This window comes from Oceanobacillus sp. FSL W7-1304, assembly GCF_037969805.1.
Taxonomy (GTDB): Bacteria; Bacillota; Bacilli; order Bacillales; family Amphibacillaceae; genus Oceanobacillus; species Oceanobacillus profundus.
In genome coordinates, this window is the sequence record NZ_CP150211.1 from 2,806,179 (window position 1) to 2,832,820 (window position 26,642).

Below are 26,642 nucleotides of genomic sequence, written 5' to 3' on the forward strand. Positions count from 1 at the left end.
AAAGATAATGGGACGATTAGATAACAAGGTTGCGATTATTACTGGTGGAGCATCAGGTATTGGTGAAGGGATGGTAGAACTATTCAGTCAAGAGGGGGCTACTGTTATTGCGGCTGATATTAATGAGACAGCACTGAAAAAGGTAAGCGAAAAAGAAAATGTAGTTGGCATGAAATTAAATGTTGCCTCTGATGAAGACTGGAAATCCTTTGCTAAAGAAGTGAACGATCGCTTTGGGAAAATTGATATTCTCGTAAATAACGCTGGTATATCATCTGAAAAGCCATACGAGGAGATTGACTTGGACGATTGGCAAAAGATGCTATCCATTAATGGCTTTGGACCATTTGCTGGTATCAAACATGTTGCACCATATATGGCAGCACAAAACAAAGGGTCCATCATTAATATTTCATCCTATACAGCTCAAATTGGACAAGGCTTTAATCATTATTCTGCATCAAAAGGAGCGGTTCGTGCGCTATCCAAAGCGGCTGCAACAACATTTGGCCGTCAGGGGGTACGTGTGAATACACTTTTCCCTGGTATTATTGAAACACCAATGACAGAAGCGCTGAGCACGTCAAAAGAGCTGCTTGGCCGTTTAATGCAGGCAACACCACTGCAGCGATTAGGAAAACCGGAGGATATCGCAAATGCAGCGCTATTCTTAGCATCTGATGAATCTTCTTATATCACTGGTTCTGAATTAGTTATTGACGGTGGATTTTCTGCACAGTAGTATAGAAATATATAGGAAGTGCCCTCTATTTCTTAGGGGGCACTTCGCTTATAGAAAGCAGGTTATACAACATGAAAGAACAAACGATTTTTGAACTGATTCATTCCATGGATCAGGTTACGAACAATTTAATCATTCAGTGGAATAAACAATTTAAAGAAAACCTTGGGATTTCGCATATTCTTGTTCTCGGCCATTTGAAGCGAAATGGCAAAAGCAGGCCATCCGATATTGCGAAGGCCTTAGGTCTAACTCCTCCATCTCTAACACACTTATCTGAAAAGCTTGTCCAACGAAAATTGGCTGTTCGGCTTGTGGATGAGAATGATCGCCGAATTATTTATTTAGCCATTACCGACGATGGAATCGAGATGGTTAAAAAAGCGCATGACGAAGGGAAAGCACTTCGCGGAAGTCTATTTGACAGGCTAACCGAGCAGGAAGTACAGCAATTATTGGTTATTTATGAGAAGTTGAATCGATTCGTATAAATTCTTCTGTAAAACGGTAGGAATAAAAAGAAATAGAAGAGATATCTTCTATTTCTCAAATGGAATATTCAATAACTCTGGTACGGTAACAAATTCATAGCCCTGCTGTTGCAGTGTTGGGATAATTTGGTGAAGCGATTCGATTGTATTCGTTCGATCCCCGTCCCGCTCTGCCCCATCATGCATGAGAATAATTGCACCTGGATGCATGATGTCTAATACATTGGAGGCGATAACCTCTGGCGGGTCTTCCTGCCAATCCAAAGAATCCACCGTCCAGCCAATTACGGAATAGTTCATTCTCGCAAGCTGTTCGACTAATTCATCGTATAAGAAACCATATGGCGGTCTGAATAAATGTGTTCGGTAACCGATCATGTCATAAAGTTCATCTTCCGTTCTAATTACTTCCTGCTCCAGTGTTCCGAGATCAGCTTCATCAACAAGATTAGGATGGAAATATGTATGGTTTCCAATTACATGTCCCTCATTTTGAATCCGCGTGACGATTTCAGGATAAGCAGCAGCTCTTGAACCTAATAAGAAGAATGTTGCCGGCACATCGTATTGGTTTAATACATCTAATACTTCATTTGTAAAACGCGGGTCTGGCCCATCATCAAACGTTAGAGCTACTTGGTTTTGATCTGAAGCTCCCTGCAAGAAAAATACATCGGGATATCGTTGCTGCAAGATCCTTAGATCAACAGGAGTCTGACGTTCTCGCTCGGAATTTTCAGGACCTCCTCGAAGGTCGGTGAGATCTTCTGCTGGTTTATCTTTCACATCTACTTGCTGCGAAGAATCTTCTAAAGGTGCCGTATTCGCGTTTACAGTAAAGTCATTTGTAAGATAAAAACAAAATAAAACCTCAATAGTCAAAAGCCACTTAACGATTTGTTTTTTCATCTATTCATCCCCTTTTACGGTTATGGGAGCATGTTTTTCAAAACACACTGTTATTTTTAGGTGAAAGAGGATGATTTATGCAGGAAAAAGGGAAATAGGCTGATATCTTTTGTGAAAGATGAAAACCCATCTGGCAGCAGTCATATTGGAAACTGAATTTGTATCGTTCTCGGTGGAGGTTTCTATTGCTACTATAATTGTAAACGCTTAGCAAAATGGACGATTTCCTTATTCAAGTATTTTGTTACTAAAGGTAAAAAGATTTCCATAGTTTCATTCTAATTTTGACCAATAAAAAAGGCGACCATAACTCGATCACCTTGTTTAATCATTTTAAATTAAATTTATCCATATCTAATTGCATTACAACTCCAAATACAGGTCCAGAATCATCTATTTCTCCATTCAAGCAAAAACCAAAGGATTCATATAAATTTTGTGCTGGTTTGTTGTCAGGATGAAGACTTAAATAAATTTTCCTACAACCATATCGAGATATAATATGCTGAATTAATAAGGGGAGAAAACGTTTTGCGTATCCATTACCTTGAAAACGGTAATCAATCATAAAACGATCTAACCAGGCACTTTCTGTTGAATACGAATACCAGCCATACATTGCATATCCAACAAGAGTTTCCACATCATATAATCCAAAAGAAATACCGTTTTTCTCAAACTGCGATTCCGCTAAAGAAAAAGCATTGCTTTCAATAAATTGATTTTGTTGTTCTGACACAGATAAAGCAGCGACAGAACGCCAATTTTCTGTTGTTACTTCACGAATGTGAAGAGGCATGTTTCCAGCTCGCTTTCTGATTAATACGACTTAAAAACCTTTAATATGTATATTAATGTAAATTATAGCATGTCCGTTGTCTCATTGGAATAAAAGGCTGTTGAAGAAAATCCCTAAACAGCCTTAGGTCGTCTTCTTTAGTGAAACATCTTCTCTTATTCAATAATTTGCATCGATTGTTGACTCAGGTTAAAACAACTCTATTCAACTAAAAGCTATTTATTAAAATATCTTCTGCATAAAATAGCTTCAATCCTCCCTGAATTAACACCCAGTTACAAGAGATAGGACTTTCGTTTAATATAAAACCCCATCCAAAAACTAGAACAGGGTTATACAAATAATTTGCCATTTGAGTTATGTTATTGCTGGATTATCTGAATAAGGTTGCCACATGTATCATCAAATACAGCGATGGTGATGTCACCCATTTTAGTCGGCTTCATCGTAAACTTCACGCCTAGCTGCAATAACCGTTCATACTCTTTGTGAATATCCTCAACACCAAACATGGTTACTGGAATGCCTTCTTCAAATAGTCTATTTTGATAATCCTTGGCAATTGGATTGTTATTCGGTTCGAGTACAATTTCGGTACCATCTTGATCGTCTGGAGAAACTAGCGTAATCCATCTAAATTCCCCAGCAGGGACGTCGTGCTTTTTTACAAAGCCAAGTTTCTCTGAATAAAACTGTAATGCCTTGTCCTGATCTTCTACGAATATACTCGTAACAATGATTTTCATATTTTTTTACCTCCTGGTTGTTGTGATGTGTGTTCTGTTCTAAAGCAAAAACCACACCGTTCGGCAGAAATTTGTTTTACCATTTCTATATCGAACTATTCGAAACGCACGCGGTGCCTTCATCCACTTTTTTCTTCCTTATTTCTACAGATATAATATATCTTGCGTATCGTAAAATTAATCTATCCATCCTTTCAGCAAGTTTTGAAGTGGCTCGTTATTGAACAGTAGTACTCGATACTTACCTTTTCGTTTTGATGTTACGAGTCCTGCTTCTTCCAATACTGAGAGATGTTTGGCTATACCTTGTCGCGAAATGGAAAGACTGTGCTTCATAATAAGTCGTCCTGTGAGTTCATACAAGGTCATCTCGTTACGTTCGGATAGTTCATCTAATATGAGCCGACGATTCGAGTCGGCAAGTGCCTTGAAAATAGCGTCTTTATTCCACATGTTTTCATTATAAGCAACTAATTGGTTGCCTGTCAATGAAGAGCAACTGAATAGTTGCATCTGAGCAAATTGTTACTCGGAAGAAAAACTCGACCCAGTATTTTGTACCGCAAAGGTTACACTTTTATTATCCTCCCGAGCGAAATCATTAGGAACAAACTTGGATTAGTTTAGTTGGCACCTGTCAAAATTAATTATATACTTATCATATATTTTAATAATTAAACAATATAGGTTGGGATGAAATGCCAGAAAACAATATCGAAATAATAATGCGAGAAATGCTTGAAATACAAAAACGGTCGCGAAGATTTGCAGACCTGTTATGTGAAGGGGAGTCACTATCTCAAAATCAGCTCGTTCTCCTCATTGAAATGAAAATTAATAATGGAATGAAGGCAACTCAGATTGCTGATTTTTTCGGCGTTACTCCTGGGGCCGTAACATCAATGTGCGATAAACTAGAAAAGCTTGGGCTTGTACAACGAGTAAGAGAAAGTGAAGATCGCCGTGTTGTAAAAATGATTTTAACAGAGACCGGGGAAGCTAAGGTTCATGAACTATTTCTGAAGTTCCCACAAGAAAAGTTAAAGGAAATTGAGCAGGTATTATTGGAAGTAAATAAATTAATGAGTACGGTATTTTAAGGATTTCAGTTATTGAAGTCCTTTTTTTATTATATGGAAATTTTTAAAATTGCACTTGACAAAACTACAACCAATATAATTTAATTAGTATATATTTTAATAATTGAAATATATACTAATTAAATGATGGTGGTGTGTTTAATGACAAATGTACAAAACCAGAAGTTGCGAAGTATAACGTTTACGAGTGGATCAATTAAAGACCTAGCACCAGAGTATGAAGTAGTAAAAATACGTGGATCTGTCTCTATACATCAAGAAGTTCAATTAAAAAAAATCACATCTCACGGATATAGTACATTTCACTCCAAAGTTAAGGTGGATCATTTCCAAAACTCCGGGTCATGCATCATGAAATCCAGCTGTGAAGCTATGGATGTTGTCAATGCAGGTAACCTAAAGATGTATTGTGGTGAAGTATCAAAGGTTACGAGTTCCGGGAGACTGGCAATTGAACGAACCTTTATGACGGAGGAATTTGATTCAGTCGGCATCATTCGTGCTGAAGAGATTCAGGCAAAACAGTTTCAGTTAAAATTATCGGGTGAAAGTAAAATAGTGCGGCTAATCGCAGAAGAGGTAAGCGTGGAGAAGGATAAAATTTCGTTTCCTTTATTAAAGAAGATACTCGTCTGTCAGGATATCAAAGGAAAGAACATACAATTATCTTATACGGAAGCGGATAGAGTAGAGGGGGATATTGTTGTAATCGGTAAACATTGTAAAATTCATACACTGTATTATACAGAAAGCTATTCCATTTCTCCGCATGCAGAAGTTCAGCATATTATTAGGAGGGAAAACACGCGGTGATATTGCAATTAACCATTCGTTTTCTGCTATTGCTAACAATCCCTGTCTTATATGTTCTTTATGTTGGATTAATGCTATGCGCATTACTGATCTTATTAGCTGGCATACTACGAACATTCGGTATTGAACAAATCCAAATGAGCATTTGGCAAGGAATTGAACTGCCTGCAGTATTAAGCATTCCTATATCACTCGCAGTCTCAATACTACTCGTAATTTGCTCGCTCTATGTGAGAAGGTCGATTCGATATTGTATAGTGAGGATTAGAATTTAATTAGTGTGTATTGTTGTGCTGATTTGTTTATAACTTAAATATCTTACCTAAAAGTATAATCGTTATTCGAATTGGATTCATTATGCTTTCATAAAGTCGGGTTCTTACCATTCAGAATACTTGAAGATGGGGGCTTCCTCTTTCAAAGACCATTGAATTTTAGACAGCTCCCAGAACGTATTTGATTTACCTTGATCTTCATACGAGGTATATCCAATAAATGTTTCATTTTCAAGCGAAAGAACTGATTAAGCCTTAAAGATGTTTCAAAGCTTCTCGTTTACTAAGGGGTTTTAAGCTATGATTAGCGATAAAGGATCTTACGCTTTCAGGGCGAGTTTTGGCATACTCACGCAATAACCATCCAATTGCTTTTTGTACAAAAAATTCATCGCTGTCTGCGCGTCTTAAAATGTATCGGAATAGGCGCTCCTCATCTGTTTTGTCTTTGTATTTTAGCTGATACAATATGGCAGACCGCTGGAACCAAATATTCTCATCTTCAATCCATTGATCAGCAAATGATGGAATAAGTTCCCCGTGCTTAGAAAACATATAGCCCACGATATGAGGAGAAAGTACATCTACCGTATCCCACCATGACTTTTTCACTATCAAACTAGCTAACCAAGATACGTCCTCCTTGGTTAAGTCCTTCTTTGCTTTTTCAATTATATCAAGGGCTGCTTTTTGATATTCACGTTCTGGAAGATCCCATAGCATAAAAATGACATCTTTCAGCTCTTCTTTTGGAGGCAATCCGATTTCTTTGATAAATTGTTTCGTTAATTTTCGACGAATAGGAGTTCGAATACCCAAAAAGTCGAATTGGTTTCTGAAATAGTTGTTTGACCACCTGGCAAATTCAGCATCCTTGTGTTTGGAATATAGATTAATAAGCTCTTGAACATATGAGTTTGTTGCATCCGTCATTATATGGCCACCTTACAATTTGTTATTAAACGAGAATTCATATCCTATATAGTTAAATATATTTCTGAATCCTATATTTTCTGCAACTGCAATAGAAGGTTTGTTTGACTCCATACAATCCCAATATGGAATCCTATTATTATCTAGACAATCATTTACGAAAGCTTTCGCTATGTTTTGCGCTAGCTTTTTCCCTCGATGTTCTTCTATCGTTTCAATGGTTACAGCATGAACATTTCCCGCGACAAACCCTGAAAAACAAATACTTACAATTTCATTCTTGTAAATCATACAATATCCCATACCATTATGAAAGAACGTTTCAGATGAAGACCAAGACTCTAAAATATTGGATCTTAAAAATTCTATATTTTTAATTGAATTGTCTTTGTTTTCAAAGATATCTTTACAAACTTTCATAAGTTTGTATCCTTGCGTTATACTAAACTCATCGGTATAGCTATAGTCGTCCTTATGTAGCGTATAAACCCTTTGATTCCAGCTTCCTAATTTGCGGTTTTTAAACACATCCTTAATCGTGGCATCCCATTTTCTATGCTCACCAATACCTTCAAACCATTTCAGCTCAACTTCAGTCGCTTCAGGCATAATGATTGTATCAATAAATTGATTTAGATCTTTATTGAAGCGCTCATTCTTTTCATTTCCAATAAAGATAAACCCATCGTTATTTCCTAACCATACAAGTCCAGAAGCAGGAGTATCCATATCATCTACAAAGACACGACCAGGATTAACCCCTTCAATCACTGCTCTTGCTTCTAACAGTCCTTGATCAGATAATAAGTATTTACATTTATAGAATTTATCCTTTTTTAGCTCAGAGATCATATTTGTCCCGTCCTAACTTTATTTCTTTTCTGCTAACATGAAAATCAATAATCTTCTTTAATTATGCTGCCCCCAAATGTTCTTGTTTGATCTTGCACCAATTTATGGAGAAACTACTTAAAACCATCTGTTTCTCTAATCTGAGTAAAATTTTCTTCGCGGATTTCGCTTTTTTCTATAAGAATCTCTTGAAATGATTTAAAAAGTTCTTGAATTTTTTTATCTCGGTTAATAATTTCTATACGCTTATTATATTCTACTTCATCTTTATATTGAGAAATCTCCATCCACTTTGTTTGCTCCTCGTTACTCTGAATATAAATTACATGTGAATCTATATACTTACTATAAATTTCCCTTGTTTTTTCTTGAATGTTTAAAAAGGTTTCTATTTTGTCTTTCTTAATATGATACGTATAAACTTTTACAAACATCTTTTCACTCCTGACATTTCATAAGTCATTTCTTAATATAGTTTAATTTCCTGCCAATAAAATTAGCAGAAACAGGGCTTCGGTCTAATTCTCTTGCCCAGACGGAAAGCTGGCCAATATGATGAATCTCGTGAGCAATAATATGATGAAGTATTTCATCCTTCGTGTATTTATCTTCATCCCAAGGCACATGTATGTGTTCATCTTTGGACTCATTTAAATTTGTTTTTAAATAAACCAAAATCTCATCTCGGAGTGTATCGGACAGAGATTTAACCATTTCAAGGGTATTATAATCTGCAAATGAAAATACGATATCTTCTTTACCCTGAATACCGCGTATCCAGCTATATTCCACGTCAATAATGTGAAAAAGGGTGTATAAAATATTTCTTACACCACCTTTGTGATCATTTAACAGCTCTTCAGGTGTTAGCTGTTTACACCAGTCAAACCATTCATCTCTTACCTGCCAGTTATACTCAAAAAACGTAATCAATGTGAACACCTCTTTCATTCAATTGCTGAAACTAATTGTAAGTGTTTAAGGTTCTTCGTGTTAAAAAACTACTTTTAATTAGTGTCTCTACTTAAATAATAACATAATCTTCTGAAAGAGTAGCTGGTCGTTCAACAATGAACATTGACTGAATTCAAAAACTGTAACATCCGAATGCAATCCGAATAAAATGGCATAGGCGTTTGATCATACTCTGCAGAAACCACAAGGGGTGAATTTATGTCAATTATTACGGGAAGCGAATATATTGATCGAATCGATCTTCTGGAAATGGATATATGGGTAGATGGGCATCCGGTCATAGGCAAAGTCTCTGAGCACCCGGCGTTTAAGGGAGTTATGAGGAGTCAAGCAGCATTATATGATTTACAACACGATGAATCATTACAAGCTATCATGACTTATTCCTCGCCATCAACTAGTGAGCCAGTTGGGATGTCCTATTTGCAGCCAAAGACGAAACAGGATCTTGTGAAAAGAAGGAAGATGGTTCAACAATGGGCACTGTCAACGAATGGCATGATGGGGAGAAGTCCGGACTATATGAATACGGTGCTGATGGCACTTGCATCATCTGTAGGCCTTTTAAAGGGAAAGGAAAACTGTTTCCCTGAACATTTATTATCTTTTTATGAATATGCCCGTGAAAACGACATTTCCATGACACATACATTTATAAATCCGCAAGTCAATCGTGAGCAATTTTATTTTGAAGATCCGGAAGATGAACCAATAGCCACTAAGGTTGTAGACAAAACAAATGAAGGTATTATTGTTAAAGGGGCCAGGCTATTGGCAACACAGGGTGGGATAACAGATGAAATCGTTGTCTTATCGGCAGGAGGAATCCAGGATAAGGCGAATGGTTTTGCATTTTCCATCCCTAGTAATACAAAAGGTTTAAAATTTATCTGCCGGGAATCATTTGTTGGCGGCGCTTCCGCATTTAACTATCCATTGAGTTCACGCTATGAAGAAATGGATACGATTGTCGTTTTTGATAATGTACTTATTCCGTGGGAACGCGTGTTTTATTACAATAACCTACAAGTCTCGAATACTTTCATGGATGCTAGTTCATTTCTGCCGTTTACTTTACATCAGGCTGTATCCAGACAAATCGTTAAAACGGAATTTGTCTTAGGTGTAGCTCAGTCAATCATTGATACAATCAATATTAGTGAGTACCAACATGTTCAGGAAAAGGTATCTGAAATTATCGTTGCTCTGGAAACGATGAAAGCATTGATTATCAAATCTGAAGTTGAAGCTGAATTGGATGAATGGGGGTTCATGAGACCAAATCAAAAAACACTGCAGGTAGCCTGTAATGTATTCCCGCGCGCCTATGCAAGATTTGGTGAAATTATCCAGCAACTAGGAGCCAGTGGGTTGATGTCCATCCCGACAGAAGAGGCATTTCAATCATCACTAAGAAAAGACTTGGATCAATATTTGCAATCGAAAGCTGATGATGCTGAATCACGTGTCAAGATTTTCCGTTTAGCTTGGGAAATGACAATGAGTGCATTTGGTACACGGGAAACCCAATACGAACGGTTTTTCTTTGGTGATCCAATCCGGTTGTCTAGTGGATTGTATTTATCATATGATAAGGAACCGTATGTAAAACGGGTAAAGACTTTGTTAGGGATGGATTGAAGTTATTTGAATCTGGCCGATTGGCATAACCATATCATTTGAGCAGTTACCATCATTCAACTCATCAAACGAATGGTATGTGGTTAGGAGAGCAGAAAAATTGTTCTCCTTTTAGTCTATTTCTAAAGGATAGTGCGCTTTTAGTATCGTAACGCATCAGCTAGCTTCACATTAACATTTGCATATCATAAAATATTTCCATCAGGATCTTTAAAATTAAAATAATGATTATGTTCGATTTGTGTAATCAAATCAACGTCCTTATTACTCATAAAATGAATGCTTCTTCAATGTTTTTTGTATTGAAGTGGAATAGATTTTAAATACTCTATCCTCTGAATAAATCTTGCTGTCTAACTCAATCCCTGTACCTTCCATAGGTATTACGTAAAGATGACCAAACTGAATTTCACCGTCTGTTTTCAGTCCTAAAATATCACAGTACCAATCTCTTGCTTTCTCTATGTTGCTTACTGGGATAAATACTGTTCCGATTTGTTTTAAAATAGGATTCTCCATAAAAACACTTCCATTAAATATGTTTATTAAATATTCTGTATATACAGAATAAAATCCTGCTTCTTTAGTGAAAAAACGCAATTGTGAAGCTTTCACCGTCGCATTAAAGCACTTGTTACTTCAATAAGAATTATCATCGATTTTCATAGCAGACTTGCTAAATTTTCCAATAATTAAAATGGCAATACCTATAATACCTCCTACAAATTCAGCAATATAAAAATCCGAGTCTTATACAAAACGGATAAGGAATCCTCCACCAAAAATTATTGTCATTGAAATTCCAATAGATGTTAGTAAATTCTTCACATTATCTCACCCTTTTTTGGTACAAGTAACAAACCATAAATGGAAAGTAAAGTGGACAAACACTATTAATCTAGTAAAGTACCGTTTGCTCCATAATATTAAAACAAGAAGTAGTCTAATTATTTAGTTTTCCATTAATTTGTTTAAAATGATGAATATCATGTTTTATAAAGATTTTTATAAAACTTTCAACTGAGAACTGTCGTTTGTCTTTTCCTATTGTAAATCTAACATCTTCCCCTATTTTTGAGATTCTTTCAATAAGTTCTTTTCGTGTTTCTATGAAAGCATCTATAATAGATTCTGCGGAATGGTCTCTTAGATATGATATTGCTTTCTTATTATGTTGGTCATGGTTTGGAAACTGTGGCAAGTTAGCTCCGTTAACCATTACTGGAACCATTATTTCAAGATTATACTTATCCCAATAATATAAGTGTCCTACAATTTCTCTAATCGACCATTTTCCTTCGCTAATCGGTTCTTTTAGCTTTGATTCTTGTACATCTTTTAATTTCTGAATGGGATCTAGTGTATCTTCAAATTGCTTTAATATTTTCTTCATACCGTTTCCACCTCTTCCGATAAGTTAGAATATTATGTATTGATTAAAATTATACACGTAGAAATAATAGAAGTCATTTCACAAAGTTATTTTACCTTACATTATTTAACTATTGCGCCCGATGGTTAATTTGTTATCGGTAGCAGGTGTTAGCGATACATCGACTGAATCTTTTCAAGATCCCTAATAAAGAGATTCACTTCTTCCTGACTCAACTGTATCGGCATTTGATCATACAACGTAATGATTTGACCTTCTGTGTCATTTTGGTGTTTTTTCAAATAATCATAAAGACTTTTTAACTGGTTTTCTCTAATACTGGATTCTGTAGTGAAATGCTTTACTTTTTGTATTGAAAATTCGTTCACGAGTTCATCAAATTCACCTGAAATAATGTTACCTGTTAGCAACATGGGAATCCCTCCTAAGCCATAAGGTTAGTTTTTGTTAGTTTATCCTAAAAGATCACATCCTAATTACAAACCTCGGAGGGGGAAAAGGGCAGATATAGCTAGTAAAAACACTAATTCTTCTTAATAAAAACTGTTTACACATAGAAAATCCTCTAAATCGATTTTATCTTATCACCTTTACTCCACAAAACCTGTATGAGCTCAATAATACGTTTTTGCATAGGGGATAGCTTACGGTTTGGGTGATAAATTAAGTAAATGGATCGTCTTTTTCTTGAATTGAATTCTTTGAATAATAAAGTTCCTTTTTTTACCTCATGTTCAACAGAAAGCTTCGAAACAACTGCAATTCCTAAATTAGAAAGGATCGCCTTTTTAATTGCTTCTGCACTTTGGATTTCTAGTTCATGTGGAAACTGAATGTTTTCTTTTTGGCACCAGCTTCTGAAGATTTTGGTAGATGTAGAATCTTCTTCTCTGAGTAGAACTCTCTCCAACCTGAAAAATCTTGGCTCGTCTAAAGAATACGAAGCAAGTCGGTGATTTACATGTATTGCGATACCAATAGGATCTTCTTGGATTGGAATAGCAACAAAATCGGATACATCCTCCTTATAAGCAACAACGAGCCCAATGTCAATGCTATAGTCATCGAGTAATTTCCGAATGATTCTTGTGTTATGGACCCGTATTTTTAAATCGGATTCTGGTATTTGTTCAAAAATAGTTGGCAATGTGGAAGGGATAATGGAGCTAGCGACTGTGTTACTTACTCCAATAAGAACAGATCCTTGTCTTACATGTTGGATGTCTAACATGGTTTGCTGTGCTTGTTTATGGATTTGCAGTATTTTTTCCATATAAGGGAGAAGTGTTTTTCCTGTAGAAGTAAGCATAGTACGTCTTCCTTTGTATTCAACAAGGGCAAGATTACTTCGTTCTTCCATTTTTTTTATGTGAAACGTAATAGTAGGTTGGCTTAATTGAAGCTGCTCCGCTACTTTTGTTAATTGGCCCTCCTGATGAATGGCGTGTAAGATTTCATATTGCTGAAGTGTGAACATGTATAAACCTCCTATAGATAAAATCTATCCATTTCTAATATTTTATAAAAGAAATATTAATAGTAGTTTAACGAGGGGTTAATTTTTAGTTAATGCTCCCTTTGTATACTTGACTTATCATCCAATAGGAGGGGTTTTATGAAGGTGAATAAGTTGTTGGTACTGGTACTTGGGTTGGTGTTCATTCATGCTGCTTGTGGGTCAAACAACGAGACAGAAGCGAACGAGGGAGAAGGGATAGAAACCATTCGGTTTGTAGATACGGGAGCAGAAGGAATGGAAGAATTGTCACGGGAATTTGGTCCGTTTAAAGATGCCTTAGCAGAAGCAACTGGAAAAGAGATAGAATTCTTCTCTATTTCAAACCGGACAGCTGCCACGACGGCAATGGAGTTTGGGCAAGTGGATCTCGTTCTTACAGGGCCAGGTGAGTATGTAACGATGAAAAGCGCGATCGATGTAAAAGGGGTTGTAGGGATTACAAGGCCAGGGTATCGGAGTGTTATTGCTGTTCCTGCTGATAGTGATATTCAATCGATGGAGGATTTGAAAGGAAAAACCATCGCAATGAAAGATGTCGGATCAACTTCAGGACATGTCGCACCGGCTGGAATGTTAATAGATGCAGGCATTGATCCGAATAATGATGTCGAGACATTAATGCTAGGAGAAACATTTGTCGAGGCATTTAAAGCAGGGGAAACAGATGCAGTTGCTTTCTCGCTTTCTCGATACAATGAGTTAGTAGAGGAATGGGGAGAAGACAATGTTCGCGTGCTAGCTGAAAGTGAAGACCTTCCAAATGATTTGTTCGTTGCAAGCGAGGATTTGTCAGAGGAACAAGTGGAAGAGCTCAGGCAGCAAATGATGGATAATCAAGGTAAGCTGCTAGAGAGCATGCTTGTCACGGGCGAACATGATCATTATACAGAAAGTGAATTTGTCACTGTAGATGATAAACAATACGATGACCTTCGGAAAATATATGAAGAATTAGGAATTGAAGTCGAATAGTTGGAGGAAACAAATGCTGCAGCTTAACCAGGTAACTAAAAAATTTCAAGATGAAACGAAGGCGCTCGATTCCATCGACTTAACGATAGAAAAGGGAGAACAAGTTATTTTGCTTGGGCATAATGGCTCTGGCAAATCGACGCTTCTTAGAATGATTGGCGGTTTAGAAACAATTACTTCTGGAGAGATTTTACTTGATGGTCAATCCGTTTCTCTTGCAAAGCAAAAGGAAATGAGGAAGTTACGTGAAAAAATGGGACATGTATTTCAGAAGTTTAATTTAATACCAACATTATCTGTTTTTCAGAATGTTTTATTTGGCGCACTTGGTCGTAACCCACTTGTTGTAACTACATTGCACCCTTTTGCGAAAAAGGAACTTCGTGAAAAAACGATGGTTTGTCTAGAACGTGTAGGTCTTGCTGATTTAGCTGTACGACGGGCGGATCAGCTATCAGGTGGACAGCAACAACGAGTGGCGATTGCGCGGATGTTAATGCAGGAACCCTCGGTTATATTGGCTGATGAACCTATTGCGTCGCTTGATCCAAAGGCTGGTATAGAGGTGATGGATCTGTTGGTTGGAGTGGCAATGGAAAATAAAATGACTTTGATTTGTACACTTCACCAGCTTGACTTAGCTGTATCTTATGGAAGTCGTTTTGTCGGATTAAAAAATGGAGAACTTGTGTTAGATGAGCAAAAAGCTAAACATACGGTCGATTCATTCGCGTGGTTGTATGGTAAACAGAAGGAGTTGCTACAGAATGTCACATAGTGCAAAAAGCACACCCCCGCGTTTTTCCATGCCGCCTGTATGGAGCTGGATTGTCATCGTTGGGTTTGCAGGATTCTTTATCTCTGGTGTAATGAATGCTGATATCTCATTAAGAAGAACATGGGAAGGAATCGGCAATATTGGAGCATTTATTTCGCGAGCATTTCCACCAGATATGAGTCGTTGGCAAAGTATTTTCTTGGCTATGTTAGAAACGTTCGAAATAGCACTCGTGGGCACGGTACTCGGAGTGGTGATTAGCCTGCCGATCGCTCTATTAATTTCCAAAAATACGACGCCACATGCAGTGGTAAGCGGTGTGCTTCGTTTTATCGTATCTGTAATGCGGACAATTCCAGATTTAGTATGGGCACTTTTATTTGTTATTTCTGTCGGGTTAGGATCTTTCGCAGGTATTTTAACCATTATGGTGGATACGATTGCATTTTGCGCGCGCTTCTTTTCGGAGAGAATAGAGGAAATAGACAAAGGACCAGTTGAGGCGATCAAGTCGACTGGTAGTAATCGTTTAGGTGTATATGTTGCTTCTATCCTGCCGATTGGATTTCCATCATTTGTTGCCACTAGCTTATTTTCCGTCGAAAAGGCAATTCGATCAGCGGTTGTGCTTGGACTGGTTGGCGCAGGAGGAATAGGTATTGAGTTATCCACTTCCATGTCATTAATGAAATACGATGAAGCTTTCATGATCATTATTATTATCTTTATTGTTGTGGTATCGGTTGAACAGCTTTCAGCTATCATTCGCAAAAAGTTAATTTAAAGGAGGAAATAGGTTGCTTTTTTTAGTGCGTCATGGAGAAACGGAATGGAACTTACATAAGAGATTACAAGGACAGCAAGACATTCCATTAAGTGAAGTAGGAGTTAATCAAGCGCGGGAATTAGGATTACACTTTCAAAATCAACATATTGTTTTTGAACATGTATACACAAGTGATTTATTACGAGCCCACCAAACTGCCCAATTAATCACAAAAGGGATGTCAATTAGTAAATTTACTATCGAACCCAATCTACGAGAACGTTTTTATGGGGAGCTTGAAGGTGAATATATTGATGATATTGTGAAACTTATGCCAGATTACGATAAAAACTTTGGTGTAAAGATGCAATATGGAATTGAATCGTTAGAAGACATGCAAAAACGAATGGTTTCCATTCTAACGTCTATTGCTAAAGTAACAGAAGGTTCTCCAACATTAATTGTTTCGCATGGGGGATCGATTAATGCACTCCTTCACTATATTACAAAAGGGGAGATGGGAACTGGAAAAGGAAAGTTGGCAAATACCTCTTTCACGCGATTGCAATGGAGTAATCAAACTTTTCATGTGCAAGCGTACAATGAGACATCACGTTTAAAAGTAACATGAGAAAGGGAAAGCACTAAAAAGGATTTCATGTAGATAAGTAGATGGAATAAAAACAAACGACAAAGAGAAGGGCCCCTACAATCATGTAAGGGCCCACTGTCTTTCACTTACACTCCCGGAAACCATCCAGGCGTATTCATAATGACATTCCACAATGGGACTGGTACAACTAATTCTTCCTGTTTATCCTTATTAATTTCTGTTACAATTTCGTCTTCTCGTCCTTCGGCTACTTTTTGTACCCAGTCCGGATCAATAATAAGCTCTCGACCAAGCGCGAGCAGTGGAACCCCTGTCTCAAAAGCTTTGCGGGCATCTTCTGCACTGTAAATAGAACCTACACCAATTAAAGGAACGCGATTATCGATCGTTTCAAGCAGGTAATCAATACGTGTTTTGTTTACATCTTCCACGCCTCTTCTTGCTTTGGAAAGAAAATGCTGTAAGGACACATGGAGATAATCCAAGTCTTTTTCTGCTAATGTATCCACTAGTTTAATGGTGTCTGCCATAGTGATTCCTGGTGTTTCGGCTTCTTCCGGTGAGAAGCGGTATCCTACGATAAAGGAATCGTCGGCATGCTCCTTCACTATGCTCTTTATTTTATCTACGATGGCTAGTGGGAAGGTCATCCGTTTTTCGACACTTCCGCCAAATCGATCCTCACGTTGATTGGAATGCGGAGAGAAGAATTGCTGGATTAAGTATCCGTTCGCCCCGTGGATTTCCACTCCATCATAGCCTGCTTCAATCGCCCGGCGTGCCGTCTCACCAAAAGCATCGACAATCTCCTCAACCTCTGTTTCCGTTAATGCTCTAGGCGTTTTAGCTCCTGCCACCTCCGCCGGAACAGCACTGGCACTTACGATGTCACCATGAGGAACCAGTTCTGGCGGACACGTTCTTCCACCATGGAAAATCTGCAAAATAGCTTTAGCGCCTTGACTCTGGATGGTCTTAGCTAATTGGCTCAGACTTGGAATCATTTCATCGCGGTCACCAGCGAATTCATTATGGAAACCTTTTCCGTTCGGGGTTACATATGTACAAGCAGTAATAACCATGCTTACATCTTTGGAACGTCGTGCGTAATAGGCCAGCTCTTCCTCTGAAACTGTTCCATCTGGATTGGATGAAAAGTTAGTCATTGGTGCCATTATGATTCGATTCTTCAATTCAACTCCATTGTTAAATGTATATGGTGAAAAAAATTTTTGATTGCTTGGATTCATCGTTTCTTCCTCCTTCAAGGATTACTTTATGGTTATGATAGTAGTTCTATTTAGTTTTGTATATTAATGTGCTTGGAGTATTAACTTTACTCATGGAGCTGGCTTTTTTTGGCTGAAAAATGGCCAACGCTTATTCTGACAGACTCCACATAATTTTTTTGGACCTTTCTCTTTACTCTCATGCAATCAATTTTTAGTCATTTGGAACTATTTTCCTCACGAATTGAAACTTATTATAACCGATAATCGTATGAAAATTACCAAAATAATAAAAGGAGCGATTCGATTGTATAAGCGATTTTACCTACCTATACTTTTACTCGTATCAATTTTAATCGCAGCAGGTTGTAATAACTCGAATGGAAACGAAGAGAATAGTGGAGAAAGTAATGAAACTTCCGCTGAGGAAAATAACGCTGAGAAAACAGATAAAGTAGAAAATGGAGCATCTGGTCATCATACCGATCTACTTACAGTAGAAGGAACCCCCTTTGATGAGTCATTATTTGAAGTGGTGGACTTTGAATCGGATCCATCGCCAAATGATTATTATTACCAATATGCATCAAGTGGAGCATTAGCCATGGGCGGAGAAAATCATAGTATATTTTTTGATTATCGGACTGGAGAAAGATTAAGCTTAGAAACCGATGTTGAACGCCTGAAAGGAAGAGCAGAGTCATCCATTGTAAATACGGATAGTTATACATGGCCATTTTTATTCGGTAATTACTATTATCTTCAGGGTAATGATGTTGGCACAAATAAAATCATTCAAGTTGATCTTTCGACTGGAGAAATTGAAGATTTAGCAGACGCAGATGGTCCATCAGATATGGTGAAAAAAGATGACATTCTTTATATTATCAGCGCTGATAAGTTGTCTGCGCTTGATACAAATACAAAAGAAACAATTTGGGAAACAACAGGAGAAGTTGAGCTTAGTACAGGATATGCTGAACTTCATGCAACAGATCATGCGCTTATTTATGAAGATCAATACGGACTAACAGCGTTCGATATAAAAGATGGAACAAAATTATTTGAAGAAGAAGGAGTATTCCGGGACGTTGCTGTCGATGGAAGTACCTTCTATGCTTTGGCAGATGAAGCTGATGCATTTTCAGACTCGCTTTACAAGGTAGTGGAATTCGATGACCAAGAAGGAAAAAAGGAAACAATAATTGAAGCCCCAGAAGTGGAAGAACCATACGAAATTGGAGAGATAAAATTAGATTTAGTTGATGATCTTCTTTATATCACAGTTGAAAATGGAATATTAACGTATGATATCAATAGCCATGAGCAGCTATGGTCGGTCTCTGTTGGAGATTTAAAGGATCGTTCTGAAACAGGTGATGATTATAACTATTGGTTCTCTGCAGGTATTACAGGTAATCATGTATATGCATTTACAGAGAAATCAAATGTTGCAAATGATCGTGACAACTTTCTTACGGTAATTGATTCCAAAACCGGTGAGGTAAAAAATCAGTATTCCTTTGGAAAGGCAATTGGTGCCGGTCCAATAATTGATGAAGAAAATGGGAATGTTATGGTATATCTGCAATACTTTAATGATGAAGGGGCACAAGGGTTTATTTTGCCGATTGAATAAGGTGGAAAAAGAGGCTATTAGCTAAATTGGGTAATAGCTTTCTTTATTTTATAGTATTCGTAATTAGAACTTTTAAATCTTATACGGCATAATAGCAATCTATAAAGGGGACTTGATATGAAAGAACTTTATATAAAACAGAAGGTATTCAGTCTAAGCGGCAAGTTTACGGTGAAAGATCAGCAGGGAAATGATGTTTATTTCGTTGAGGGCAGTTTTATGAAGGTTCCAAAGACCTTCTCCATCCATAACAATACAGGGAGTGAAGTTGCACTCATTACGAAAAAAGTGTTCAGCTTTTTGCCAAAGTTTATGGTTGAGGTAGATGGCCGAGAGGTGTTAACGATTAAGAAGGAGTTTTCCTTCTTTAAGGCACGCTATACGATTGATGCGGCTGGTATTGAAGTAAATGGCAACTGGTGGGACATGAACTTTGAGGTGTACCAGCATGGTGAAGTCGCAGGGAAAGTGAGCAAGGAATGGTTCACTTGGGGCGATAGCTATAAGGTACAAGTATGGAACGAAGAGATGGAGACAATCATTCTTGCGCTTGTTATTGCAATTGATTGTGTGAAGGCAGATCAAGCAGCCGCTTCCTCGGTTGTGTCGAATTAATATTCATTAAATGTCATATAATATTATTTATAGTAATCCAAAGGCTAAGGTTGAATAGACATTTTGATATGTTAAAATGGAAAACATCTGTAATAAATAATGCAAAGAGGATGAACTTTTTCATGAAGCAAAATAAGAAGAAATTTTCCAGTGTATTTACGTATGCTTCCATAATTGTCGGAGTGCTAGTACTATTTGGAGCAGTTTTTCCAAACCAGTTCGGTAAAGTCTCCAGTGGTGTTGGTGCATGGATTACGGAGACTTTTGGCTGGTATTATATGACAGTCTTCACCTTAATTTTACTCTTTTTTATATTTTTGGGATTTAGCCCAATTGGTAAACTCAAATTGGGTAAACCACACGATAAACCTGAGTTTAAAACGATATCATGGTTAACCATGTTGTTTAGTGCTGGTATGGGAATTGGCTTAGTGTTTTATGGTTCAGCCGAACCCATCTCACATTACCTGGCACCACCAACTGCTGATGCTGAAACGAAAGCTGCTTTAGCTGAAGCAATGCGATCAACTTTTTTTCATTATGGATTCCACCCGTGGGCAGTATACGGTATTGTAGCACTTGCATTGGCTTATTCCCAGTTTAGAAAAGGTGAGCTTGGTTTAATCTCGAAAACATTACGACCTGTTTTAGGAGATAAAGTAGATGGTCCAATCGGAAATGTTGTCGATGTGTTATCGGTATTCGCCACAATTATTGGTGTAGCAGTTTCATTAGGTATAGGAGCAATGCAAATTAATGGGGGATTGAACTACCTCTTTGGTATCCCAAACAATCAGCTAGTCCAAGGTATTATTATTGCCATTGTTACTGTGTTGTTCTTATATAGTGCTTGGAGTGGATTAAGTAAGGGAATTCAATATTTAAGTAATTTAAATATGCTGTTAGCAGGATTATTGTTTGTTGCTGTTTTAATTTTGGGTCCAACTTTACTTATTTTCAATATGATGACAAGTGCCACTGGTGATTACTTAAACACATTATTATACAATAGCTTGGATGTAGCACCATTAAACGAGCAAAAACATGAGTGGATGCAGTCTTGGACGATATATTATTGGGGATGGTGGATGAGTTGGAGTCCATTTGTAGGTATATTTATTGCAAGGATTTCACGAGGGCGATCAATCCGGGAATTTGTCCTTGCGGTATTATTTGTTCCCACTATCGTGAGTATATTTTGGTTTAGCGCATTTGGTCTAACAGGGGTGGAAGTAGGTCTAAATGTACCAGCAATATTTGAAATGCCACCTGAAACGCAGTTGTTTGGGATTCTCAATGAACTTCCTTTAAGTGTTATTTTATCTGTTGTTGCTTTGATACTTATAGCATCATTTTTTATTACCTCAGCAGATTCCGCAACATTTGTTTTAGGTATGCAAACTAGTTTTGGAACGTTAAGTCCTGCTGGTTTTGTAAAAATTGTGTGGGGATTAGCGCTATCAGCAATCGCATATGTACTGCTGTTATCAGGGGGAGAAACCGGCTTAAATGCATTACAATCTGCATCCATAATTTCGGCCTTGCCATTTAGTGTAGTGGTGATTTTGATGGCTGTAGCATTCTACAAAGATGCCAATCAGGAAAGGAAATACTTAGGTTTGACACTTAAACCGGATAAAAAAAGAATGAAGGAATATAGTGATAAAGCAAAATCCAATAGAGAACTGAGATAAAAAAGCGTGACTGTTGCATTCTGTTTTTAAGTACAATTAATTCCTCAAAAATCAAATTAAACAGCCATATTTTTAACCCCGTTTTAAATAAAACGGGGTTATGTCTTGTGTTTGCGGTTTTAAAATGAACTTTAGAGTCACAAGTCATATTATATATGAAGCAAGCTCCTGCTTTTCATGATGGGATAAGTCAATGTGAAAAAATGGGATCGTGCTATTCTTTTCAGCATGGACTAGTTAGATGAGTTTTTATAATCTTGACAAAACAGACCACAAAATATAACATAAAAATGTAATCGATTACATAAAAGACAGGTGATTATATGGTAACCATACAGGAAGTGGCGAAAAAGGCAGGTGTTTCTACCGCTACTGTTTCAAGGGTACTCAATAACAGGGAAACGGTTAGAGAAAAGACGAGAGTACGAGTGGAGCAAGCTATCCAAGAATTAAATTATGAGCCGAGTGCGCTTGGTCGCAATCTCAGAAACTCTGAAAGCAGGCTGCTTCTTGTTTTGATTCCCAGTATTTCGAATCCATTTTACACGGAAATCATTAATGGGATTGAGGATACAGCGATTAGCAAGGGATATAACATTCTGCTTTGTGAAACAGATTCTAATCCAGCAAGAGAAGCAATTTATTTTAATATGGTGCGGAACCGACTTGCAGACGGGATTATTCTAATGGACCCGACTGTCAATCGAAAGAATCTGTATGACCTTGCAAGCAGGCATCCAATTGTGCAATGCAGTGAATTTGATGAAGAGGGGGAGATTTCCTACGTAACCATTGATAATGAGCTTGCTGCTTATCAGGCGGTTAAACACTTGATTAAATTAGGAAATAGAAGAGTTGCTTTAATTAATACAGATGAGAAGTACTTGTATGCCCGTGAACGCAGAAGGGGCTATGAAAAAGCCTTACTTGAGTTTGGTTTGCCAATTGAGTCTAAATGGATGCGAGAAACGGAGCAGCTTGGATTTGAAGGCGGTCAGCAGGCGATGCGTTCTTTATTGAATGAAGCGGATAAGCCAAATGCTGTTTTTTCGGTATCTGATGTGCTTGCGATTGGTGCAATGAAAGAAATTCAGCTGCAGGGCTTGAAGGTACCGGATGATATTGCTGTGATTGGATTTGACAAGATCAGCTTTTCCAACATGACGAACCCGACACTCACAACAATTGCCCAGCCGATGTACAAAATGGGCAGCATTTCTGCGAATATGATTATCAATAAAATTAGAGGAAAAGATGTGGAAAGCCTAATATTGGATCATGAATTGATTATTAGAGAGTCTACATAATGAAAAGTGAGGTGTATGAATATGCCTAATCAAATTGCTATTGTCACAGGCGTAAGTCATAAGCACGGGATTGGTGCGGCCACGTGTCTGGAGCTTGCAAAAGCAGGGGTGGATCTATTTTTTACCTATTGGCAATCAGACAGTGGATGGCCTGAAACATTCCAAAGGGAGATTCAAGAGCTGGGGGTGAAGTGTGCCCATGCTGAAATTGATTTATCCGAACCTGAAGCATACCTCCAGGTTATTCAAGGTGCCGAAAATGCGCTGGGAGTACCTTCGATATTAGTTAATAATGCCGCTTATTCCACTAGAGACGGATATGAAAAACTTCAAGTAGCAGAGATGGATGCGCATTATGCGGTAAACATCAGAGCTGCAATGATGCTTTCTGCAGCGTTTGCAAAGAGTTTTAAGAAAGCAGGATATCATGCAGGAAGCATCATTAATTTGACTTCTGGACAGGCGCAAGGTCCAATGGTCGAAGAACTTGCCTATGTAGCCACAAAAGGAGCTATTTCTGCTTTTACGCTTTCCTTATCTGCAGAGCTGGGATCGCTTGGTATTACAGTTAATGCCGTCAATCCCGGACCGACCAATACAGGCTGGATGTCAGAGGAATTGAAGCAAGCACTATTGCCGAAATTTATACTGGGGCGCATTGGAGAAGCGAAGGACGCTGCAAGGCTTATTTCGTTTTTGGCAAGTAAGGAAGCTGCGTGGATTACGGGACAGGTTATCAATTCCGAAGGCGGATTCTTGAGACAATAATACGGATGTTTCGAAAAAATAATTCTATAAATAGGATTGACATCAAAAATAATTATCGTATAATATAACCAAATGTAATCGATTTCATTTTCAAGAATATTCCTTAAATATATCTTGGATTGAAATCGGCATTAAAAAAAGGGGGCATTACATTGAAGTTTTCAAAGTTAGCACTTAGCAGTATGTTGTTAATCGCTCTGGTTTTCTTTTTAGTAGCTTGTAATTCAGATTCATCGGAACAAGACAATAACGATGAATCCGATACATCAAGCGCGAATGGTGAACAAGCATCAGAAGGCAGTGAAGAAGAACCGGTTACCATTGTGTATGCGCGAGGGGTAGATACAACACCGGGTACAGAAGCAGTAATCAAAGCATTCGAGGAAAAGTTTCCGCACATAAAAGTGGAGCAGCGTGAAATGCCTGCAGATACAGGCCAATCCCATGACCAATATGTGACACTTTTAAGCTCTCAAAGTTCGGAGATTGATGTTTTCAACGCTGATGTAATCTGGCCGGCAGAATTTGCTCAGGCTAACTACGTGCTGGAGCTGGATCGCTTTATCGAAAAGGATGGAATCAACATGGATGATTACTTCCCGGGGACAGTTGCAGCAGCGAACTTTAATGGAAAGCAATGGGCAATGCCACAGTACACAGATGCCGGTGTTTTTTACTACCGTACAGATATTGTGGACGAGCCCCCAGCAACATGGGATGAATTGATCGAAATGGCAAGCGAGCTGAAAGGGGAAAACGGCACAGAATATGGCTACCTCATGCAGGCCGCACAATATGAAGGCTTGATTACAAATGCCATTGAATTTATCGCTTCTTATGGCGGTGAAGTAGTGGATGAAAATAATAATGTTGTCGTTGACAGCCCGGAAACAATCAAAGCACTCGATAAGATGAAGGAAATTGTAACATCTGATTTTGTACCAGAGAATATCGTGAACTTCATGGAAATTGAAACAGAGAATGCTTGGATTGAAGGGAATGCTGTTTTTGCTAGAAACTGGCCGTATATGATGGCTTCTTCTAATGATGAAGAGAGATCTGAAATCGTTGATAATGTCGAAATGTCCAGACTTCCAGCAGGTGATGAAGGTACTGCAGCATCACTTGGCGGATGGATGACAATGATCAATCGATATTCGGAGCATCCAGAAGCGGCATGGGAGTTTGTGAAATTCATTTCGGGACCAGAAGGACAAAAAATTAGTGCCCTTGAGGGTGGACGTGCTCCAACATTAAGCGCATTGTATGACGATCCAGAAGTACAGGGTGTCAGTTCATTATTCGCAAACCCTGAGTTCAGGGAAGTATTACAGTCTGCAGTTCCTAGACCGGTATCACCTATTTACCCGGAAGTTTCCGATATTATGCAAATTGAAATTTCAAAAGTATTGACAGGTGACCAGACCTCCGAAGAAGCTGCAAAGAATATGCAGGAAAAGATTGAAGCGGCGATGGCTGAATAGATTCTAAGTTAGTCAAAATAGCAGGATGGGCATATACTCATCTTGCTATTCTTATAATAGTGCGTGTGCAAAAAGGAGGATGAAAAGGACCGAGAAGTTCGAGGCGGCGTAGCTTTGAGTACCGGAGCGTATGCAATTAATACGTGAGGAACGGAAAAGCAAGCTAACGAAGAAATTCGAAGCGTCATTTTCACCGGACTTTTTGAACAACCTCTAATAGGGTCAGAAAGCCAGCTTAATAACGAGGAGGTTAAACATGAAAAACAAGAAAAGGCGCAGCTTTCAACTAAGTGAGAAACAGCTAGGGTATGCTATGGTCATCCCGTCCCTTGTTCTAGTAATGGTTGTCGTACTATGGCCGGTTGCACAGTCCTTTTACAATAGCTTATTTGACTATAGGCTGAATGATCCCTCTCGTTCCCAGCTCATGCTTAGTGCAACGATTGATCTGGAACGATACGTGGATAATCAATTTTACATAGGGAGTCAGCTTGATAGTTTATTAGAAAGTGCTGAAAATGAAGCGGATGCTGAAACGGTAAAGGGAATTCAACAGGATGTTGAAAACTATCACGCTGAGCTAATCAGTGATGAAACGATTAAGACAAAGGTAGAGGAGATCGATGAGTTATTAGCGAGTTTTACGCCAGTAAGAGATTCTGAGTTAAAATATTCTAAGGTAGATAATGCGTTTGCCGAAGCGTATCAGGGTGCGCTGGAATCTCATGCTGCAGCACTTGCTGATATAGCAGCTTCAAGCAGTGACGATACGTCAGGACAGCAGTTCCAGCAAGCCTCTGAGTTGCTCGCATCAACAGCAGGCAATATATTAAACTCAAACTTTATCGGATTGGATAACTACGGGAAGTACATGAAGGATCAGCGAATGTGGAAAGCGATGGGAAATACCGCATTTTTCACAGTCATTTCCGTGGCATTCGAATTGGTGCTTGGTCTGGCAATTGCTCTCCTTATCAACCGAGCATTTAAAGGAAGAGGAATCATCCGTGCAACGGTATTAATTCCGTGGGCTATTCCGACTGCGGTGGCAGCGATGATGTGGGGATTTCTGTATGACGGACAGTCGGGGATTATCGCACACTATTTGGAAGCGCTTAATCTGATTCCTGGATCATCTTGGCTATTGACCACATCGGATGGCGGCATGTTTTCCATCATCCTTGCAGATGTCTGGAAAACAACACCATACATGGCACTATTACTGCTCGCAGGTCTGCAGACAATCCCGCAATCCTTATATGAAGCATCAAGTGTAGATGGAGCCAACAGATTTCAGCAATTCTGGAGTATCACATTGCCACTTCTGAAATCATCGATCTTAGTTGCATTATTATTCAGAACGCTGGATGCATTCCGAGTATTTGACTTGATTTATGTATTGACAGGCGGAGGTCCTGCAAACGCAACGGAGTCAATTTCCGTTTATGCCTACAAAACATTATTCGCCCAGCAGAATTTCGGGGAAGGGTCTGTCCTTTCTGTCATTGTATTTATCAGTGTAGCCATCATCAGTTTACTGTATGTGAAATTAATCGGTTCTGATCTATTTGATGGTCGTACGAAATGAG

General features: G+C 38.2%; 30 protein-coding genes. 17 read left to right on the plus strand and 13 right to left on the minus strand.

Going from position 1 to position 26,642, the window contains the following annotated elements:
• Positions 1-7: 7 nt before the first annotated feature.
• Together NYE61_RS14215 and NYE61_RS14220 are read left to right on the plus strand one after the other, a co-directional pair.
• On the plus strand, positions 8-742 hold the full coding sequence (locus tag NYE61_RS14215) for an SDR family oxidoreductase (RefSeq protein WP_095310116.1): 735 nt from the start codon (positions 8-10) through the stop codon (positions 740-742).
• A gap of 71 nt (positions 743-813) precedes the next feature.
• The gene (locus NYE61_RS14220) at positions 814-1,233 is read left to right on the plus strand and encodes a MarR family transcriptional regulator (RefSeq protein ID WP_118889345.1); all 420 of its coding nucleotides are present in this window, start codon (positions 814-816) and stop codon (positions 1,231-1,233) included.
• Positions 1,234-1,281: 48 nt separating this feature from the next.
• Here NYE61_RS14220 and NYE61_RS14225 read toward each other — a convergent pair whose 3' ends face one another.
• The 4 genes from NYE61_RS14225 to NYE61_RS14240 all read right to left on the minus strand — a co-directional run bounded on the left by NYE61_RS14225 (position 1,282) and on the right by NYE61_RS14240 (position 4,140).
• Positions 1,282-2,142 carry a polysaccharide deacetylase family protein gene (locus NYE61_RS14225; RefSeq protein ID WP_303447111.1) on the minus strand — a complete coding sequence of 287 codons (861 nt, stop codon included), beginning with the start codon at positions 2,140-2,142 and terminating at the stop codon, positions 1,282-1,284.
• Between the two features lie 328 nt (positions 2,143-2,470).
• Positions 2,471-2,941 carry a GNAT family N-acetyltransferase gene (locus tag NYE61_RS14230; protein WP_251659789.1) on the minus strand — a complete coding sequence of 157 codons (471 nt, stop codon included), beginning with the start codon at positions 2,939-2,941 and terminating at the stop codon, positions 2,471-2,473.
• A 362-nt stretch (positions 2,942-3,303) separates the two neighbouring features.
• Entirely contained in the window at positions 3,304-3,687 is a 384-nt protein-coding gene (locus tag NYE61_RS14235; RefSeq protein WP_303447110.1) for a VOC family protein, read from the minus strand.
• Positions 3,688-3,864: 177 nt separating this feature from the next.
• The gene (locus NYE61_RS14240) at positions 3,865-4,140 is read right to left on the minus strand and encodes a metalloregulator ArsR/SmtB family transcription factor (RefSeq protein WP_303447159.1); all 276 of its coding nucleotides are present in this window, start codon (positions 4,138-4,140) and stop codon (positions 3,865-3,867) included.
• A 245-nt stretch (positions 4,141-4,385) separates the two neighbouring features.
• Here NYE61_RS14240 and NYE61_RS14245 point away from each other — a divergent pair, with 245 nt between their 5' ends.
• From NYE61_RS14245 to NYE61_RS14255, 3 genes are all read left to right on the plus strand, one after another.
• On the plus strand, positions 4,386-4,787 hold the full coding sequence (locus tag NYE61_RS14245; protein ID WP_303447109.1) for a MarR family transcriptional regulator: 402 nt from the start codon (positions 4,386-4,388) through the stop codon (positions 4,785-4,787).
• Positions 4,788-4,928: 141 nt separating this feature from the next.
• Entirely contained in the window at positions 4,929-5,600 is a 672-nt protein-coding gene (locus NYE61_RS14250; RefSeq protein ID WP_303447107.1) for a hypothetical protein, read from the plus strand.
• Positions 5,597-5,875 carry a hypothetical protein gene (locus NYE61_RS14255; protein WP_303447106.1) on the plus strand — a complete coding sequence of 93 codons (279 nt, stop codon included), beginning with the start codon at positions 5,597-5,599 and terminating at the stop codon, positions 5,873-5,875. Before NYE61_RS14250 ends, NYE61_RS14255 begins: the two co-directional genes overlap by 4 nt.
• A 255-nt stretch (positions 5,876-6,130) precedes the next feature.
• Here the strand turns inward: NYE61_RS14255 and NYE61_RS14260 are convergent, their stop codons facing one another.
• The 4 genes from NYE61_RS14260 to NYE61_RS14275 form a co-directional block, all read right to left on the minus strand.
• Positions 6,131-6,808 carry a DNA alkylation repair protein gene (locus tag NYE61_RS14260; RefSeq protein WP_339315781.1) on the minus strand — a complete coding sequence of 226 codons (678 nt, stop codon included), beginning with the start codon at positions 6,806-6,808 and terminating at the stop codon, positions 6,131-6,133.
• Positions 6,809-6,820: 12 nt separating this feature from the next.
• A complete protein-coding gene (locus NYE61_RS14265) occupies positions 6,821-7,660 on the minus strand; it encodes a GNAT family N-acetyltransferase (RefSeq protein ID WP_303447104.1) in 840 nt (279 codons plus the stop codon).
• Positions 7,661-7,773: 113 nt separating this feature from the next.
• Entirely contained in the window at positions 7,774-8,094 is a 321-nt protein-coding gene (locus tag NYE61_RS14270; RefSeq protein ID WP_303447103.1) for a hypothetical protein, read from the minus strand.
• Between the two features lie 25 nt (positions 8,095-8,119).
• Complete coding sequence (locus NYE61_RS14275; protein ID WP_303447158.1) at positions 8,120-8,593, minus strand: DinB family protein; 474 nt, start codon at positions 8,591-8,593, stop codon at positions 8,120-8,122.
• Between the two features lie 240 nt (positions 8,594-8,833).
• Between NYE61_RS14275 and hpaB the strand changes: the two genes are divergently transcribed.
• The gene (hpaB, locus tag NYE61_RS14280; RefSeq protein ID WP_303447102.1) at positions 8,834-10,276 is read left to right on the plus strand and encodes a 4-hydroxyphenylacetate 3-monooxygenase, oxygenase component; all 1,443 of its coding nucleotides are present in this window, start codon (positions 8,834-8,836) and stop codon (positions 10,274-10,276) included.
• Between the two features lie 264 nt (positions 10,277-10,540).
• On the opposite strand, the gene NYE61_RS14285 is transcribed toward hpaB, so the two are convergent.
• The 4 genes from NYE61_RS14285 to NYE61_RS14300 form a co-directional block, all read right to left on the minus strand.
• On the minus strand, positions 10,541-10,891 hold the full coding sequence (locus NYE61_RS14285) for a VOC family protein (RefSeq protein ID WP_336623538.1): 351 nt from the start codon (positions 10,889-10,891) through the stop codon (positions 10,541-10,543).
• A gap of 328 nt (positions 10,892-11,219) precedes the next feature.
• A complete protein-coding gene (locus NYE61_RS14290; RefSeq protein ID WP_303447101.1) occupies positions 11,220-11,669 on the minus strand; it encodes a DinB family protein in 450 nt (149 codons plus the stop codon).
• A gap of 149 nt (positions 11,670-11,818) precedes the next feature.
• Entirely contained in the window at positions 11,819-12,082 is a 264-nt protein-coding gene (locus NYE61_RS14295) for a hypothetical protein (RefSeq protein ID WP_303447100.1), read from the minus strand.
• A gap of 152 nt (positions 12,083-12,234) precedes the next feature.
• Positions 12,235-13,146, minus strand: coding sequence for a LysR family transcriptional regulator (locus tag NYE61_RS14300; RefSeq protein ID WP_251659801.1), 912 nt, complete (start codon positions 13,144-13,146; stop codon positions 12,235-12,237).
• Between the two features lie 138 nt (positions 13,147-13,284).
• Between NYE61_RS14300 and phnD the strand changes: the two genes are divergently transcribed.
• The 4 genes from phnD to NYE61_RS14320 are packed head-to-tail and all read left to right on the plus strand — an operon-like array spanning position 13,285 to position 16,335.
• Positions 13,285-14,160 carry a phosphate/phosphite/phosphonate ABC transporter substrate-binding protein gene (phnD, locus tag NYE61_RS14305; RefSeq protein WP_339315786.1) on the plus strand — a complete coding sequence of 292 codons (876 nt, stop codon included), beginning with the start codon at positions 13,285-13,287 and terminating at the stop codon, positions 14,158-14,160.
• Positions 14,161-14,173: 13 nt separating this feature from the next.
• Positions 14,174-14,938, plus strand: a complete 765-nt coding sequence (phnC, locus tag NYE61_RS14310; RefSeq protein WP_303447098.1) for a phosphonate ABC transporter ATP-binding protein — start codon at positions 14,174-14,176, stop codon at positions 14,936-14,938.
• On the plus strand, positions 14,928-15,722 hold the full coding sequence (gene phnE, locus NYE61_RS14315) for a phosphonate ABC transporter, permease protein PhnE (RefSeq protein WP_095310153.1): 795 nt from the start codon (positions 14,928-14,930) through the stop codon (positions 15,720-15,722). Before phnC ends, phnE begins: the two co-directional genes overlap by 11 nt.
• A gap of 13 nt (positions 15,723-15,735) precedes the next feature.
• Complete coding sequence (locus NYE61_RS14320) at positions 15,736-16,335, plus strand: histidine phosphatase family protein (protein ID WP_303447097.1); 600 nt, start codon at positions 15,736-15,738, stop codon at positions 16,333-16,335.
• 107 nt (positions 16,336-16,442) lie between these two features.
• Here the strand turns inward: NYE61_RS14320 and NYE61_RS14325 are convergent, their stop codons facing one another.
• Positions 16,443-17,567, minus strand: coding sequence for an NADH-dependent flavin oxidoreductase (locus tag NYE61_RS14325; RefSeq protein WP_303447096.1), 1,125 nt, complete (start codon positions 17,565-17,567; stop codon positions 16,443-16,445).
• Positions 17,568-17,853: 286 nt separating this feature from the next.
• Here NYE61_RS14325 and NYE61_RS14330 point away from each other — a divergent pair, with 286 nt between their 5' ends.
• From NYE61_RS14330 to NYE61_RS14360, 7 genes are all read left to right on the plus strand, one after another.
• A complete protein-coding gene (locus NYE61_RS14330) occupies positions 17,854-19,185 on the plus strand; it encodes a PQQ-binding-like beta-propeller repeat protein (protein WP_339315789.1) in 1,332 nt (443 codons plus the stop codon).
• A 117-nt stretch (positions 19,186-19,302) separates the two neighbouring features.
• Positions 19,303-19,800: an LURP-one-related family protein gene (locus tag NYE61_RS14335; protein WP_095310161.1), complete on the plus strand. Its 498-nt coding sequence runs from the start codon at positions 19,303-19,305 to the stop codon at positions 19,798-19,800.
• Positions 19,801-19,922: 122 nt separating this feature from the next.
• Positions 19,923-21,494, plus strand: a complete 1,572-nt coding sequence (locus NYE61_RS14340) for a BCCT family transporter (protein WP_251659815.1) — start codon at positions 19,923-19,925, stop codon at positions 21,492-21,494.
• 323 nt (positions 21,495-21,817) lie between these two features.
• A complete protein-coding gene (locus NYE61_RS14345) occupies positions 21,818-22,801 on the plus strand; it encodes a LacI family DNA-binding transcriptional regulator (protein ID WP_095310165.1) in 984 nt (327 codons plus the stop codon).
• A 15-nt stretch (positions 22,802-22,816) separates the two neighbouring features.
• Complete coding sequence (locus NYE61_RS14350; protein ID WP_251659818.1) at positions 22,817-23,569, plus strand: SDR family oxidoreductase; 753 nt, start codon at positions 22,817-22,819, stop codon at positions 23,567-23,569.
• A 182-nt stretch (positions 23,570-23,751) separates the two neighbouring features.
• Complete coding sequence (locus NYE61_RS14355; protein ID WP_095310242.1) at positions 23,752-25,053, plus strand: ABC transporter substrate-binding protein; 1,302 nt, start codon at positions 23,752-23,754, stop codon at positions 25,051-25,053.
• A gap of 256 nt (positions 25,054-25,309) precedes the next feature.
• Positions 25,310-26,641, plus strand: coding sequence for a sugar ABC transporter permease (locus tag NYE61_RS14360; RefSeq protein ID WP_303447094.1), 1,332 nt, complete (start codon positions 25,310-25,312; stop codon positions 26,639-26,641).
• Position 26,642: the final 1 nt, after the last annotated feature.

Bases quoted from the DNA above. Each gene is read 5' to 3' on its own strand.
- NYE61_RS14235 (WP_303447110.1), bottom strand. From the start codon at position 3,687: ATGAAAATCATTGTTACGAGTATATTCGTAGAAGATCAGGACAAGGCA.
- NYE61_RS14225 (WP_303447111.1), bottom strand. From the start codon at position 2,142: ATGAAAAAACAAATCGTTAAGTGGCTTTTGACTATTGAGGTTTTATTT.
- phnC (WP_303447098.1), top strand. From the start codon at position 14,174: ATGCTGCAGCTTAACCAGGTAACTAAAAAATTTCAAGATGAAACGAAG.
- NYE61_RS14360 (WP_303447094.1), top strand. From the start codon at position 25,310: ATGAAAAACAAGAAAAGGCGCAGCTTTCAACTAAGTGAGAAACAGCTA.
- NYE61_RS14300 (WP_251659801.1), bottom strand. From the start codon at position 13,146: ATGTTCACACTTCAGCAATATGAAATCTTACACGCCATTCATCAGGAG.
- phnE (WP_095310153.1), top strand. From the start codon at position 14,928: ATGTCACATAGTGCAAAAAGCACACCCCCGCGTTTTTCCATGCCGCCT.
- NYE61_RS14270 (WP_303447103.1), bottom strand. From the start codon at position 8,094: ATGTTTGTAAAAGTTTATACGTATCATATTAAGAAAGACAAAATAGAA.
- NYE61_RS14335 (WP_095310161.1), top strand. From the start codon at position 19,303: ATGAAAGAACTTTATATAAAACAGAAGGTATTCAGTCTAAGCGGCAAG.
- NYE61_RS14290 (WP_303447101.1), bottom strand. From the start codon at position 11,669: ATGAAGAAAATATTAAAGCAATTTGAAGATACACTAGATCCCATTCAG.
- NYE61_RS14260 (WP_339315781.1), bottom strand. From the start codon at position 6,808: ATGACGGATGCAACAAACTCATATGTTCAAGAGCTTATTAATCTATAT.
- NYE61_RS14240 (WP_303447159.1), bottom strand. From the start codon at position 4,140: ATGTGGAATAAAGACGCTATTTTCAAGGCACTTGCCGACTCGAATCGT.
- NYE61_RS14245 (WP_303447109.1), top strand. From the start codon at position 4,386: ATGCCAGAAAACAATATCGAAATAATAATGCGAGAAATGCTTGAAATA.
- phnD (WP_339315786.1), top strand. From the start codon at position 13,285: ATGAAGGTGAATAAGTTGTTGGTACTGGTACTTGGGTTGGTGTTCATT.
- NYE61_RS14265 (WP_303447104.1), bottom strand. From the start codon at position 7,660: ATGATCTCTGAGCTAAAAAAGGATAAATTCTATAAATGTAAATACTTA.
- NYE61_RS14250 (WP_303447107.1), top strand. From the start codon at position 4,929: ATGACAAATGTACAAAACCAGAAGTTGCGAAGTATAACGTTTACGAGT.
- NYE61_RS14340 (WP_251659815.1), top strand. From the start codon at position 19,923: ATGAAGCAAAATAAGAAGAAATTTTCCAGTGTATTTACGTATGCTTCC.
- NYE61_RS14355 (WP_095310242.1), top strand. From the start codon at position 23,752: ATGTTGTTAATCGCTCTGGTTTTCTTTTTAGTAGCTTGTAATTCAGAT.
- NYE61_RS14325 (WP_303447096.1), bottom strand. From the start codon at position 17,567: ATGAATCCAAGCAATCAAAAATTTTTTTCACCATATACATTTAACAAT.
- NYE61_RS14295 (WP_303447100.1), bottom strand. From the start codon at position 12,082: ATGTTGCTAACAGGTAACATTATTTCAGGTGAATTTGATGAACTCGTG.
- NYE61_RS14350 (WP_251659818.1), top strand. From the start codon at position 22,817: ATGAATATGCCTAATCAAATTGCTATTGTCACAGGCGTAAGTCATAAG.
- NYE61_RS14230 (WP_251659789.1), bottom strand. From the start codon at position 2,941: ATGCCTCTTCACATTCGTGAAGTAACAACAGAAAATTGGCGTTCTGTC.
- NYE61_RS14215 (WP_095310116.1), top strand. From the start codon at position 8: ATGGGACGATTAGATAACAAGGTTGCGATTATTACTGGTGGAGCATCA.
- hpaB (WP_303447102.1), top strand. From the start codon at position 8,834: ATGTCAATTATTACGGGAAGCGAATATATTGATCGAATCGATCTTCTG.
- NYE61_RS14345 (WP_095310165.1), top strand. From the start codon at position 21,818: ATGGTAACCATACAGGAAGTGGCGAAAAAGGCAGGTGTTTCTACCGCT.
- NYE61_RS14220 (WP_118889345.1), top strand. From the start codon at position 814: ATGAAAGAACAAACGATTTTTGAACTGATTCATTCCATGGATCAGGTT.